Source organism: Streptomyces mutabilis (assembly GCF_046628145.1).
Lineage (GTDB): Bacteria > Actinomycetota > Actinomycetes > Streptomycetales > Streptomycetaceae > Streptomyces > Streptomyces mutabilis.
Genome location: NZ_CP176874.1, coordinates 3,803,349 through 3,817,039, shown reverse-complemented (window position 1 = coordinate 3,817,039; position 13,691 = coordinate 3,803,349). Strand labels below are relative to the sequence as shown.

Genomic DNA, 13,691 nt, shown 5'->3' with positions numbered 1-13,691 from the left:
GCACGGCCCTCGGCCCGCCCGGCACCCGCACGGCCCCCGGCCCGCCCGGCACCGCGCCTCAGTTGGTCCCGATCCGCGAGAGCAGCTCGACGATCCGGGACTGCACCTCGCCGCTGGTGGAGCGCTCCGCCAGGAACAGCACCGTCTCGCCCGAGGCCAGCCGCGGCAGGTCCGCCTGGTCGACGGCGGCGGTGTAGACGACGAGCGGGGTGCGGTTGAGCTGCCCGTTCGCGCGCAGCCAGTCGATGATCCCGGCGTGCCCCTCCTGGCGCCGTTCGATCTGCATCAGGTCCATCACGACCAGGTTGGGCCGGAACTGCCCGGCCAGCGTCACCGCGTCGGCGTCGCTCGCCGCCCGCGCCACCTGCATCCCGCGCCGCTCCAGCGTCGAGGTCAGCGCCAGCGCGATCTCCGCGTGCTCCTCGATCAACAGGACGCGCGGCGGGTGCTGTTCGCTGTCGCGCGGCGCGAGCGCCTTCAGCAGCACGGCGGGATCGGCGCCGTAGGCCGCGTCCCGCGAGGCCTGTCCGAGCCCGGCCGTGACCAGCACCGGCACCTCGGCCGCCACCGCCGCCTGGCGCAGCGACTGGAGCGCCGTGCGGGTGATGGGGCCGGTCAGCGGGTCCACGAACAGCGCGGCGGGGAACGCCGCGATCTGGGCGTCGACCTCCTCGCGCGAGTTCACGATCACCGGCCGGTAGCCCCGGTCGCTGAGCGCCTGCTGCGTGGACACGTCCGGTGCGGGCCACACCAGCAGCCGGCGCGGGTTGTCCAACGGCTCCGGCGGCAGCTCGTCGTCCATCGGCTGCGGACGCGGCGGGTCGGCGACCTCCACGGCGCCGCCGGGACCGTCCAGCGGTTCGGGTCCCTCGGCGGCGTTACGGTCCGGGGCGCCTATGGCGTACGACCGTCCGACGCCCTCCGTCCCCGGCATCCGCCGTGGCTGACCACCGGTCAGGGACGGCTGCTGCTCCTGGGACTGGGGCTGGGGCTGGCCCGTGCCCTGGGTGTGGTTCTGAGCCTGCGGTTGGGGCTGGGGCTGGGGCTGCGGTCGGTTCGGCGGCTGCGCGGCGGTGGCGGGCTGATCGGCCGGCGGGTGGGGGCGGGCCGACTGGTCCGCGCGCGCGGTGGCCGGGTCGGGCGGCGTGCCCAGCTTGCGGCGCCGGCCCGAACCGCCCGGCTGCTGCGGGAGCGGGGTGGCCGTCGGCTGCTGCACCTGGGCCGCCTGCCGATTGAACGGCACGCCCTGGCCCAGCGTCCGCACGCTGATCGCCCGCCCCTGGGTCGAGTTCGGGTCGGCGGGGGCGGACGCCTCGGCGGGCAGCGGCTGCGCAGCGCGCGGGGCGGGAGCGTTCTCGGGCGGCAGCGGCGTGCCCCGGCTGGGCGTGGTCGCGGGGATGCCCTGCGGGGGTGTCTGGGCCGGGGGCGAGGCGGGGGTCCCCGGCGCGGGCGTCGGCGCGGGGCCGGTGACGCCGTGGGGTGGCGCGGGGGTGTCCGTGCCCGGCGCGGCGGTGGGCGGCGCGGGGGTGTCCGGGGTCGCCGCGGTCGCGTTCGCACCGGCGCCCGGTACGTCAGTGGCGGCCGCGGGCCAGGGCTGCGGCGCGGGCTGCCCGGGGTGGGGCTGACCGGGGGCGGGCTGCCCGGGGTGGGGCTGACCGGTTGCGGCCTGGGCGCCGTCGGCGGTCGTGGCGGCGGGGCGCGGCACCCCGGGGTGGGCGGCGGCCGGTGTGGGTGCCGCCCCCGGCGCGTTCGCGGCGGACACCTGACGGCCGGCGGTGCTCTGCGGAGGAACGGGCGCTCCGTGTACGGGTGCCGACGGGGCCGGACCACCCTGCGCCGGCCCCGGCGAGGCCGCTTCGGCCTGCTGGGCGCTCCCGGCCCGGCGCCGTCGTCCCGTGGGCGCCTCGGCCGGGTGCGGCTGCGGCGGGGTGTGGTCGGCGGCCTGGTCGTGCGGTACGGCGTCGTGCCGGCCGTCGTCGACGAGGGCGTCACCGGGAACGGCCGGTCCGGGCAGCTGTCCGGGTACCAGTCCGTGTCCCTGGCCCTGTCCGTGTCCCTGACCCTGTCCCGGGCCCTGAGGCGCCGGGGACGCCACGGCCGCGGCCGTCGTCCCACCGGCGGACTCCTCCGGCTCCGCCGCGCCCTCCGGCTGCGCCGGGGCGTCGGACGGCCGGTCCGCGTCGGCGGGCGGCAGGGCGAACACCTGACGCGGTGCCGCCTCCTGCGCGGCGGCGCGCTCGTTCGCGGAGGCCAGGGCGCGGCGCCTGCGTCCCGTCGGCCGGTCCTCGCCGACCGGGTCCGCCTCGCCGGCCTGGGCGGGCAGGGCCGGGGGCAGCGCCTGCTGTGCGGGACCGTCCCGCCGGGCACGCCGGCCGGTCGGCGCGGGAACGCCCTGCGGCGGTACGGTCCCGCCCAGACCGGTGTTGGAGGCCGCGGCAGCGCCGCCGTGTTCGCCGGCCATGACGACGGCGCCCTCGGACACACCGGCGGGCGGCACCGCCTGGTGTGCGACTTCGACGCCGGCACCCACGTCCTCCGCCGGGCGACCGCGCCGACGGCCGGTGCCGCCGGACCCCTCGCCCGGAGCCGCCTGTGCGGGAACCGGAAGAGGTGCGGACGCCTGGACGCCCTGCTCCTGAACGGTCTGCTCCGCTGCGGCCGGCGCCTCGGGCGACCGGGGAGCCGCCGCCCCCTGTTCCCGGTCCTGCGCGGCACGCCGCCTGCGCCGTCCCGTCGGTGCGGCCGAGGTGCTCTCGGCACCGGCCCCGACTGCGTCCTCGCCCGCCGTGCCCGCGACCTCGCTCTCCAGGAACGCGTCGACGGACGCCCGCCGGGCACGCCGCCGCCCGCCGCCGACGGCCGCTTCCGCACCGGCCGGTGCGCCAGTCGCACCCGCACCCGCGGCACCCGCGTCCCCAGCGCCCTGCGCCGACGCCGGAACCAACGCCTGAGCCGACTCCGGTGCCGGAGCCCGGCCCGTGACGGCCCCCGCCCCGCCCCCGATCGGCACCTCCAGCACGTACGCGCTGCCGCTCATCCCCGGCACTTCGTGCGTCTGGAGCACACCACCGTGCGCCCGCACGATCCCGCGCACGATCGGCTCGTGCACCGGGTCTCCCCCGGCGTACGGCCCGCGCACCTCGATGCGTACGACCTCGCCGCGCTGCGCCGCCGCGACCACGACGGTGTTGTCGAGGTAGCCGCCGGTCGCCGACACGGGCGAGTTGCCGGTGGCGTCGACGCCCGCCACGTCCGCGACGAGGTGCGCGAGGGCGATCGCGAGCAGCCGGTGGTCGACCTCGGCCTCGATGGGCGGCGCGTGCACCGCGAACTGCACCCGCCCCGGCCCGATCAGCTCCACGGCCCCGTCGACACCGGAGGCGACGACGGCGTCCAGCATCACCTTCGTACGGGTGACGTCCTCGTTGCCGACGTCGAGGCGCTGGTAGCCGAGGACGTTGTCGATGAGGGTGGTGATGCGCGAGTAACCGGCCGAGAGGTGGTGCAGCACCTGGTTGGCCTCGGGCCACAACTGCCCGGCGTCGTCCGCGGCCAGGGCGGCCAGCTCCTGGCGCAGTTCGTCCAGGGGGCCGCGCAGGGAGTCGCCGAGGAGGGTGAGCAGCTGTTCGTGCCGGGCGGCGAGCGCCTCGTAGCGGTCCTTCTCCCGTTCACCGAGCGCGGCGTAGCGGTCCGCGTCGGCGGCCACCTCCTCCGCGTGCTTCTCCCGCAGCTCCTCCAGCTCGGTCACGTGCTCCTGGCGCAGGGCGGTCAGCTCGGCGGCGTGCTCCTCGGCGAGCCGCTCCAGCTCCTCGGCGTGCCGCCGCTCCGCCTCCTCGTGCTCCTTGACCAGCGCGTCGTACGGGCGCCGGTCGGTGAAGGTCATCACGGCGCCGACCAGCTGGTCGCCGTCGCGCACGGGAGCGGTCGTCAGGTCGACCGGCACCTGGTCGCCGCTCTTGGAGAACAGCACCTGCCCGCGCACCCGGTGCTTGCGTCCGGAGCGCAGGGTGTCGGCGAGCGGGGACTCGTCGTACGGGAAGGGGGAGCCGTCGGCCCGCGAGTGCAGGACGAGGGTGTGCAGCTCGCGTCCGCCGAGGTCGCTGGCGCGGTAACCCAGTATCTGGGCGGCGGCCGGATTGACGAGGACGATCCGCCCCTCGGTGTCGGTGCCGACGACACCCTCCGCGGCGGCCCGCAGGATCATCTCGGTCTGCCGCTGCGAACGGGCCAGTTCGGCCTCGGTGTCGACGGTGCCGGAGAGGTCGCGGACGACGAGCATCAGCAGTTCGTCGCCGGTGTAGCCGTAGTTGTCGTAGGCCTGCTGGCCGGTCTCCAGGTTGGCGCTGGTGACCTCGACCGGGAATTCGGAGCCGTCGGTGCGCCGGGCGACCATGCGCGTGGGCTTGGTGCGCGCCCGCGGGTCGATGTGGTCCGGGCGTCGCATCGACCCGGGGATGAGCCGGGAGTCGAACTCGGGCAGCAGGTCGAGCAGCCCGCGCCCGACGAGCGCCGTGCCCGGGGTCTCGAACGCCTCCAGGGCGATGGTGTTGGCGTTGACGACGGTGCCGTTGGCGTTGACCAGGACCAACGCGTCGGGCAGCGCGTCCAGTATGGCTGCGAGGCGAGCAGCGCCTCGGGATGGCCTGCTGCTCACGAGACGCTTCCCTCCTGTTACCGCACTTGCCGACCGCCTGGGCCATCTTGCCAATCGGCCCGCAGCGTGTCACGCGAGCGAGTCTAAGGGTTGGGGCCCGGCGGGCGGCGCGGGACGGGACGGAGGTCGCACGGGGGACTGACGTAGAACGTGTGACCGAGGTCCCCGTGCGCCGCCCTCCCGGACCGTCCCGGGGGCCGCCTACTGCCGTCCCGGCGCCCCCACCTCGGGCAGCAGCGGCACCATGCGGTCCCAGCGGGAGATCTCGCAGCCGTCGCGGCGGTCGTACGTCACGTCGACCGGTCGGCCGGCCCAGGTGCCCGTGACGTGGGCGGTGGCCGGGCCGCCGTACTGCATGGTGCAGAGGCTGCCCTCGGGGACCGGCGCGAAGGCGTCCTGCCCCCAGCGCGTGTCGCGCTCGACGACGGCGCACGCCCCCTCCGGGTCGGGGTGGGTGCCGCCGGCGGGGCCGCAGGACAGCTCGTACGTCCCGTCGGCGCCCGCGCCGGCGTCCCGGACGGTGATGGTCAGGTGGTCCGCGGCCGGTGCGCCCGGGGCGGCGGCCGCGGTGGGGAGGTGCGGGCCGGCGGCCGCGGCCGGGTGCGCGGCGGACAGGGCGAGGCTCGCGACGGACAGGGCGGCGGCGCCGAGGAGGCGCGCGGCGGGGAGTCGGGTGACCTGCAACATGACCTGACTAACGCGCCGGCCCGCCGGACGTTGCGCGACCGGCGCGGACCACGCCGTAAGCCTTTGCCCTGCGGCCCGCCCGCCTAGTACCGTAGGGGTCGATTGGTGACAGCGCGCTCAACTGTGTCATCATCGGCACGCACCGCTCGCGCTCGCACGCGAGTCGGTGATGTTGTCTGGAGGCGTCGCCTAGTCCGGTCTATGGCGCCGCACTGCTAATGCGGTTTGGGGTTTACCCCCCATCGAGGGTTCAAATCCCTCCGCCTCCGCACCGATCACCGAAGCCCCGGCCCACTAGGCCGGGGCTTCGGTGTTTTCGCAGGTCACAAGGGGTGTGGCCAATGGATTTCACATGACGGCGGCAGTCATGTAATGTTCTTCCTGTCGCCGCGAGCGGGCCGGAAGGAACGGGAGCGGCGGTAGAACAAAAGACAAGCACTCGTAGCTTAACGGATAGAGCATCTGACTACGGATCAGAAGGTTGCAGGTTCGAATCCTGCCGAGTGCACATGAGACAGAGGCCCCGGAGAAATCCGGGGCCTCTGTCGTTGTCGTGTCGTTGTCGTCTTCCGCGAGGCGTGACGGGTCCGCCCGGACCGGGCGCACGTGGGGTGGCTCGGTCCGGGCGGTTCGGCGTCAGGCGTTGTCCGCGGCCTTGCGGCGGCGCATGAGCAGGACCGTGCCGGCGCCGAGTGCCACGGCCGCGGCGCTCGCGATGCCGAGCGGCGCCAGCGCGGGGGACGTGCCGGTCCGGGCGAGGGTGCCGCCGGTGTCGGTGGCCGACGTCCGCACCGTCCGCACCGTCTGCTTCGAGGTGCCGCCCTGGGGCGAGGTGCCCGTGCCCTTGTCCGCGGTGTCCGGTCGCTTGTCGTCGTCCTCGCCGGGCTTGCCGGGATCGGCCTCGTCCACCGTGCCGGGGTCGCTGTCCGCGGGCAGGAGTTCGAAGTCGTAGCGGTTCATCGGGCCCAGGACGCACGGCTTGTACGCGTCGGAGGCGTCGGCGGCGAACAGGGCGAAGGCGTCGGCGGCCCCGGCGCCGGAGGCGACCTTCATCCGCAGCTTCACGTCGCTGTGCTCGCCGGGCTTCATGGTGTCGATGTGGGCTATGTGCTCGGGCCCGTCGCCGTCCAGGGCGTTCCAGCCGGAGCCGTTGGACCACTTCACCTCCAGCGAGCCCTTCGCACCCCCGGGCTCGCCGTCCACGTGCACGAAGGCAAGGGGGTCCACGCTCAGCGTGCGCCCGGACCCGTTGGTCACGCGCAGGGTGAAGTCGACGGTGGTCCCGGCGACGACCTTGGACGGCAACCCCACCGCGAGCGCGGTCAGTCCGTCCTCGCGGACGCATTCCTTCGCGGCGCCGAGCGCCTCCTCGGCGGCTTCCTCGGTCTCGAGCGCCTTGTCGAGGGCCGTTTTGAGCTTCCCGTACTCGCGCACCGCCGCCACCCTGGCGTCGTCCAGCGCGGTCCGGGCCGCCTCGGCGGTGGCGTCGGCCTCCTGCCTGGCCCCGGTCGCCTCCGCCAGATCGGCTTCGGCGGCCTCGAGGGCCTGCTGCGCCTCGGTCTTCTCGGCGTCCGTGACGGCCGCCTCTACCGCGGCCTCGGCGTCCTCGACGGCCTTCTCGGCGGCTGCCTCGGCGTCGGCCGCGTCCTTGGCCGCCTTGTCCGCGGTGATCGTGGCCGCCTTGAGCGGGTGGGTGTCGGAGTCCAGCGCCGCCAGGGTGGCCTCGACCGTCTTCCTCCCCTCCTTCTCGGCGGCGAGGGCGTCCTCGTACTCCTTGTTCGCGTCCGCCGCGGCCTTCTCCAACTCCGCGTACGTCGGCTGGTTCTGGGTCTGGGCCGTGGGCGTCCCGGCGGCGAACACCGGAGCGGCGGTGAACAGTGCGACGGGAGTGGCCACCGCGACGGCGGCGGCCACGGACAGGGAACGACGGAACTTCACAGACGGCCCTTTCCTGGGCGGAGAACGTGGGGCCGGCCGCCGACAGTGTGCGGGGCGGCCTGAATATGTGATGAGTTTATGATCAACAGGCGCTGCCGCGCCGGACGATACCGGGGCACAGGTCTGTCGCAGACGCGTCCCAAGGCCCCACCGCACGGTGAAGGCGCCCCGTGACTGTGTCTAGGGTGTGCCCATGTTGCGACGACGCGTCTCCATATCCGACAGGCCGACCGCCACCCGGCCGAGCCTCGACGGAGGCATCCGGTGAACAAGCCGCTGAGGGCCGTGGCGATCTTCTGCGGGCTGCTGGTGCTCGGCCTGCTGATCCGCGCGAACTGGCTGCAGTACGTCCGGGCCCCGGAGCTCGCCTCCGACACCAAGAACCGGCGGGTGCAGATCGAGCAGTTCTCCACCCCGCGCGGCGACATCATCGTCGGTGGCCGGGCCGTCACGGGCTCCACCGAGACCGAGGGCGACCTCAAGTACAAGCGCACCTACGCCAACGGGCCGATGTACGCGCCGGTGACGGGATACGCGTCACAGGCCCAGGGCATGACGCTGCTGGAGAAGACCTACGACGGCATCCTGACGGGCAAGGACGACCGGCTGGCGTTCCAGCGGTTCGCCGACATCGTCAGCGGCGAGGGACGGCGGGCCGGCTCGGTCGTCACCACCATCGACCCGAAGGCGCAGAAGGCCGCCTGGGACGGGCTGACCGACCTGAAGGGCGCGCGGGGAGCCGTGGTCGCCCTCGACCCCCGGACGGGGAAGGTGCTGGCGCTGGTCTCCGCGCCCTCCTACGACCCGTCGACGTTCTCGGGCGGCACCTTCAAGGAGTCGGACCGCTTCGTCGCGCTGGGCAAGGAGAAGGGCAAGCCGCTCGCCAACCGCGCGCTGCGCGAGACCTACCCGCCCGGCTCCACCTTCAAGATCCTCACCGCGGCCGCCGCGCTGGAGCACGGGGCGGTCTCCGACATCGACGCGCGCACGGACGCCGAGTCGCCGTACCAGCTGCCGCAGTCGACCAACAAGATCGGCAGCGAGGCCGGTGACGCGGTCTGCGACAAGGCCTCGATGAAGGTCGCGATGCAGCACTCCTGCAACAACGTCTTCCTGGACGCCGCCGCCGAGCTGGGCCAGGACAAGATGCGCGAGACGGCCGAGAAGTTCGGCTTCAACGAGGACGTCTACTCCGACGACTTCGGCGACCTGCTCGCCACCAAGAGCCTCTACCCCGAGGACCTCGACAAGCCGGGCACCGCGCTCACCGGCATGGGCCAGGGCAGCCTGACCAGTACGCCGATGCAGATGGCCATGGTCACCGCCGCCCTGGCCAACGACGGCAAGCTGATGCAGCCCTACATCGTCGACGAGGTCAAGGGACCGGACCTCGGCACGCTGGAGAAGACCGAGCCCGCGGTGATGAGCGAGGCCGTCTCCGCCGAGACCGCGCAGAAGGTCCAGCAGATGATGGAGTTCACCGCCAAGGAGGGCAGCGCCAAGCGCGCCCTGATCGACGGCATCACGGTCGGCGGCAAGACCGGTACCGCGCAGCGCGGTGTCGACGTGGACGACGAGGTGCCCTACGGCTGGTTCGTCTCCTACGGCAAGAAGGACGACGGGTCCTCCGTCGCCGTCGCCGTCTTCATCGACCCGACCGACATGGACATCTCCCGTGCGGACATCTCCGGTGGCCGGCTCGGCGCGCCCATCGCCCGCGACGTCATGAAGGCGGTCCTCCAGCAGTGACGCGGTGCGCGGTGGCGGGCCGGCCGGCGTCGTACGCCTCGCGGGCCCGCTCCACCGCCGCCATCCGCCGCTCCGTCCACCGCGCGAGGGCACGGACCTGTTCGGCGGCCTCCCGGCCGAGGTCGGTGAGGGAGTAGTCCACGCGGGGCGGATCACGGGCTTGGCGTCCCGGTGGACCAGGCCGTCCCGTTCCAGGGTCCGCAGGGTCTGCGCCAGCATCTTCTCGCTGACCGAGCCGATCTCCCGGCGCAGTTCGCTGAAGCGGTGGGGGCGGTCCAGCAGGGCGATCAGGGCCAGGGTGCCCCAGCGGCTGGTGACATGCTCCATGACCAGGCGCTCCGGGCACGTCGCGTCGCTTCCCATCATGCCCATACCGTACGTCGAGGCGGGCACTGTCTTCTGGGCAGTGCCCGCCTCGACGTCGTCGGCGGGCGTTGTCAGTGGCTCCCTCTACCCTCGGCAGGGATGGCACAGGCATGGAGGTGCTCGGGGCTGCGGTGGGCGGCGGACGGTCCCGTGCTGACGTGGGTCGGGGGCCGGCGCAGTGCGCTGGTCCGGGGCAGGAGGGTGGCCTTCGGGGTCGCCGAGGGGGGTGTGCGGACATGCGTGGGAGCACGGGGGCACGCGTGCCCGGCGCGGGCCGGCGTGCCAGGGCGGAGCACGGGGGCGCGGTGCGAGGAGTGCGCGCGGCTGGACCGGGCGCACTCCGTGGCCGCCGACACCATCGCGGACGATCCGCGGCCGTACCGGGTCTACCTGGCGTGGTTCGGGCCGGGTCTCGTCAAGGTCGGGATCACCGCGTACGAGCGGGGGGCCGCCCGGCTGCTGGAGCAGGGTGCCGTCTGCTTCAGCTGGCTGGGCCACGGGCCGCTGATGGCCGCTCGGCGGACGGAGGAGCTGCTGCGGGCCGCGCTGGGGGTGCCCGACCGCGTTCCCTACGCGCAGAAGCGTGCGGTGCGGTCCGGGCTGCCCCGGTCGGAGGGGGAGCGGGCGGCCGAGATCGCGGAGCTGCACGCGCGGGCGGTGGCGCTCGGCGGCTGGCCGGAGTCGTTGACGCCGGCGCCGTTCCGGGGCGCGGACCACGTGGGGGTGTTCGGGCTCGAAGGGGGCGAAGGCGGCGGTCCGGTCGCCGTGGGGGAGGTGACGGAGCTGGTGGCGGGCGGCGCGGTCGGGGGTGAGCTGGTGGCGGTCGCCGGTCCCGACCTGCATCTGGCGACGGAGCGGGGGGTGGTCGTGCTCGACACGCGGCTGATGACCGGGTGGGATCTGGTGCCGGCCGAGGGCGAGCCGTGCGCCGTTCCCGTGCGGGAGTTCGAGAGGGCCGTGGGGGTGCAGGACGGTCTGTTCTGACCCTTGTTCCCGGGGTGCGCCGGGCGCGATCGTGGCCCCATGAGTGATCACGAGGCCGAACAGGTCCGCCGGTTCCGGGAGGCGCTCGGGCTGCCCGGACTGGTCGACGTGCACACGCACTTCATGCCCGAGCGCGTGCTGCGCAAGGTGTGGGGCTACTTCGACTCCCTCGGGCCGCTGAACGGCGGCGTCGAGTGGCCGATCACCTACCGCAAGGCGGAGGAGGAACGCACGGCGCTGCTGCGGGAGTTCGGTGTACGGGCCTTCACCGCCATGCTGTACCCGCACAGGGCGGGCATGGCCCGGTGGCTGAACGGCTGGGCGGTGGACTTCGCCCGCCGGACCCCCGACTGCCTGCACACCTCCACCCTCTTCCCGGAGCCGGGAGTGGAGGAGTACGTCCGCGAGGCGGTCGAGGCGGGGGCGCGGGTCTTCAAGGCGCACGTCCAGGTCGGGGCGTACGACCCGACCGACGAGCTGCTCGACGGCGCGTGGGGGCTGCTCGCCGAGGCGGGGGTGCCGGTCGTGATCCACTGCGGTTCCGGGCCGGCGCCCGGCAAGCACACCGGGCCCGAGCCGATCGCACGGGTGCTGGCCCGCCATCCCCGGCTGCGGCTGGTCGTCGCCCACATGGGGATGCCCGAGTACGAGGACTTCCTGGACCTCGCCGAGCGCTTCGCGGAGGTGCGGCTGGACACGACGATGGCGTTCACCGACTTCAGCGAGCGGCTCGCCCCCTTCCCCCGGCGGGCGCTGCCGCGGCTGTCCGATCTGGGCGACCGCATCCTCCTCGGTACGGACTTCCCCAACATCCCCTACCCGTACCCGCACCAGCTGCGTGCGCTGGAGCGGCTGGAGCTCGGCGACGCGTGGCTGCGGGACGTGTGCCACGACAACGGGGCGCGGCTGTTCGGGCTGCCGACGCGCTGACGGCGGCCGTCCGGACGGTTCCTGAGAGGCCCCTGTGCGTTTCTCAGGAAAATCACAGCTCGGCGAAAGGGTGCTCTCAGAGCGCCCCGACATGGTGTCCGGTATGACCACGACCTCGCCCCAGGGGCGCACCGAACTGCTGAGGCCGGACGGGAGCCCCGTCCGGGTGCTTGTAGTGGACGACGAGCTGTCCATCACCGAGCTGCTGTCCATGGCCCTGCGCTACGAGGGCTGGCAGATCCGCAGCGCCGGGGACGGGCACGGCGCCGTCCAGGCCGCCCGCGAGTTCCGGCCCGACGCCGTCGTGCTGGACATGATGCTGCCGGACATGGACGGTCTGAGCGTGCTGGGGCGGCTGCGCCGCGACCTGCCGGACGTGCCGGTGCTGTTCCTGACCGCCAAGGACGCGGTCGAGGACCGCATCGCCGGGCTGACCGCCGGCGGGGACGACTACGTCACCAAGCCGTTCAGCCTCGAGGAGGTCGTCGCCCGGCTGCGCGGGCTGATCCGCCGCACCGGCGCCGCCGACCGGCGCTCCGACTCCGTCCTGGTCGTCGGCGACCTCACCCTCGACGAGGACAGCCACGAGGTCACCCGGGGCGGCGACGGTATCCACCTCACCGCCACCGAGTTCGAGCTGCTGCGGTTCCTGATGCGCAATCCGCGCCGCGTGCTGAGCAAGGCGCAGATCCTGGACCGCGTGTGGTCGTACGACTTCGGCGGGCAGGCCAACGTCGTCGAGCTGTACATCTCCTACCTGCGCCGGAAGATCGACGCCGGACGCGAGCCGATGATCCACACCCGGCGCGGCGCCGGCTACCTGATCAAGCCCGCGGCGTGAGCGGACGGCGACGGCCGCGGCCCAGGACCCTGCGGACGCGGCTCGTCCTCGCGTCCGTGGCGCTGATCGCGGTGGTGTGCGCGGTGATCGGCACGGTGACGACGGTGGCGCTGCGGTCGCACCTGTACGAGCAGTTGGACGGGCAGGTGCACGAGGTCGCGATGCGGGTGTCCGGCTTCGGGCCGCCGGGCGACCCGAAGGCGGGCGGCGGGGGCCCGAAGCGGATGGATCTCGACGAGTTCGTCACCCGCGGGCCGCAGCCGCGCGGCACGATCGTCGCCGAGGTGCGGGACGGCACCGTCGTCGACGCCAAGTACGGCATCGAGGACGACGACAGCACCAACTTCAGCGGCACCACGCCGGTCGCCCTCACCGAGGCGGAACGCGCCGCGCTGGCCACCGTCCCCCGCGACGGGGACACGCACACCGTCGACATCGGCGACCTCGGCGACTACCGCGTGCAGTACAAGGACGGCTACTACGCCGCCGTGCCGACCTCCGAGGTCACCGGCACCATCAGCACCCTGGTCATCGTCGAGGCCAGCGTCACCGCCGCCGGCCTCGTCGCCGCCGGCCTCGCCGGGGCCGTCATCGTCGGCGTCGCCACCCGCCCCTTGCGCCGGGTCGCCGCCACCGCCACCCGTGTCTCCGAACTCCCCCTGCACGCGGGCGAGGTGAACCTCGACGAACGCGTCCCGGAGTCCGAGTGCGACCCGCACACCGAGGTCGGCCGGGTCGGCTCGGCGCTCAACCGGATGCTCGACCACGTGCACGGGGCGTTGCACGCCCGTCAGGAGAGCGAGACCCGGGTACGGCAGTTCGTCGCCGACGCCAGCCACGAGCTGCGCACGCCGCTCGCCTCCATCCGCGGGTACGCCGAACTCACCCGCAGGGGACGGGAACAGGTCGGCCCCGACACCCGGCACGCGCTGGGCCGCATCGAGTCCGAGGCCGGGCGGATGACCCTGCTGGTCGAGGACCTGTTGCTGCTCGCCCGCCTGGACGCCGGACGGCCGCTGGAGTTCGCGCAGACCGACCTCGTACCGCTCGTCGTGGACACCGTCAGCGACGCCCGCGCGGCCGGGCTCGACCACAACTGGCGCCTCGACCTGCCCGACGAGCCGGCGATCGTCTCGGCGGACGCCGCCCGGCTCCAGCAGGTGCTGGTCAACCTGCTGGCCAACGCCCGCAACCACACCCCGCCCGGCACCACCGTCACCGCGCGCGTCCGCCGCAACGGGGCGTGGCTGTGCGTGGACGTGGAGGACAACGGGCAGGGCGTCCCGGCCGAGTTGCTGCCGCACGTCTTCGAACGGTTCGCGCGCGGCGACTCCGCGCGGTCCCGGGCCACCGGTTCGACGGGCCTCGGGCTCGCCATCGTGCAGGCCGTGGCGACCGCGCACGGCGGCGCCGTGACCGTCGACAGCGTGCCCGGACGGACGGTGTTCACCCTGCACCTGCCCGCCCAGGACGGCGCGGCCCGGCACTCACAGGCACAGCACAGCGTCACCACACGGGTGCGACAGGGGAGTTGAGAAGAGT

Annotated in this window: 8 protein-coding genes, 2 tRNA genes and 1 pseudogene; 7 read left to right on the top strand and 4 right to left on the bottom strand. The window is 74.0% G+C overall.

From position 1 onward, the window contains the following. Window positions 1-58: 58 nt before the first annotated feature. Together ACLIN4_RS17105 and ACLIN4_RS17100 are read right to left on the bottom strand one after the other, a co-directional pair. Window positions 59-4,654 carry a PAS domain-containing protein gene (locus ACLIN4_RS17105; protein ID WP_411575971.1) on the bottom strand — a complete coding sequence of 1,532 codons (4,596 nt, stop codon included), beginning with the start codon at window positions 4,652-4,654 and terminating at the stop codon, window positions 59-61. A gap of 201 nt (window positions 4,655-4,855) precedes the next feature. After that, complete coding sequence (locus ACLIN4_RS17100; protein ID WP_307652505.1) at window positions 4,856-5,341, bottom strand: SSI family serine proteinase inhibitor; 486 nt, start codon at window positions 5,339-5,341, stop codon at window positions 4,856-4,858. Between the two features lie 178 nt (window positions 5,342-5,519). On the opposite strand from ACLIN4_RS17100, the gene ACLIN4_RS17095 reads away from it, so the two are divergent. Together ACLIN4_RS17095 and ACLIN4_RS17090 are read left to right on the top strand one after the other, a co-directional pair. After that, window positions 5,520-5,610, top strand: a tRNA-Ser gene (locus ACLIN4_RS17095). Window positions 5,611-5,776: 166 nt separating this feature from the next. Further along, window positions 5,777-5,849 (top strand) — tRNA-Arg (locus ACLIN4_RS17090). A 128-nt stretch (window positions 5,850-5,977) separates the two neighbouring features. Here the strand turns inward: ACLIN4_RS17090 and ACLIN4_RS17085 are convergent. Then, window positions 5,978-7,279: a hypothetical protein gene (locus tag ACLIN4_RS17085; RefSeq protein WP_307652506.1), complete on the bottom strand. Its 1,302-nt coding sequence runs from the start codon at window positions 7,277-7,279 to the stop codon at window positions 5,978-5,980. Window positions 7,280-7,543: 264 nt separating this feature from the next. Here ACLIN4_RS17085 and ACLIN4_RS17080 point away from each other — a divergent pair, with 264 nt between their 5' ends. Then, complete coding sequence (locus ACLIN4_RS17080) at window positions 7,544-9,028, top strand: peptidoglycan D,D-transpeptidase FtsI family protein (RefSeq protein ID WP_100049257.1); 1,485 nt, start codon at window positions 7,544-7,546, stop codon at window positions 9,026-9,028. On the opposite strand, the pseudogene ACLIN4_RS17075 reads toward ACLIN4_RS17080, so the two are convergent. Then, window positions 9,003-9,400 (bottom strand): annotated as a pseudogene (locus ACLIN4_RS17075) (winged helix-turn-helix transcriptional regulator). The gene ACLIN4_RS17080 and the pseudogene ACLIN4_RS17075 overlap by 26 nt on opposite strands. Window positions 9,401-9,493: 93 nt before the next feature. Between ACLIN4_RS17075 and ACLIN4_RS17070 the strand changes: the two are divergent. The 4 genes from ACLIN4_RS17070 to ACLIN4_RS17055 all read left to right on the top strand — a co-directional run bounded on the left by ACLIN4_RS17070 (window position 9,494) and on the right by ACLIN4_RS17055 (window position 13,684). Continuing rightward, window positions 9,494-10,378 carry a DUF2797 domain-containing protein gene (locus ACLIN4_RS17070; protein WP_100049259.1) on the top strand — a complete coding sequence of 295 codons (885 nt, stop codon included), beginning with the start codon at window positions 9,494-9,496 and terminating at the stop codon, window positions 10,376-10,378. 39 nt (window positions 10,379-10,417) lie between these two features. Next, on the top strand, window positions 10,418-11,308 hold the full coding sequence (locus tag ACLIN4_RS17065; RefSeq protein ID WP_411575970.1) for an amidohydrolase family protein: 891 nt from the start codon (window positions 10,418-10,420) through the stop codon (window positions 11,306-11,308). A 103-nt stretch (window positions 11,309-11,411) separates the two neighbouring features. Continuing rightward, complete coding sequence (locus tag ACLIN4_RS17060; RefSeq protein WP_179342676.1) at window positions 11,412-12,149, top strand: response regulator transcription factor; 738 nt, start codon at window positions 11,412-11,414, stop codon at window positions 12,147-12,149. Next, entirely contained in the window at window positions 12,146-13,684 is a 1,539-nt protein-coding gene (locus tag ACLIN4_RS17055) for a HAMP domain-containing sensor histidine kinase (protein ID WP_411575969.1), read from the top strand. Before ACLIN4_RS17060 ends, ACLIN4_RS17055 begins: the two co-directional genes overlap by 4 nt. Window positions 13,685-13,691 lie beyond the last annotated feature (7 nt).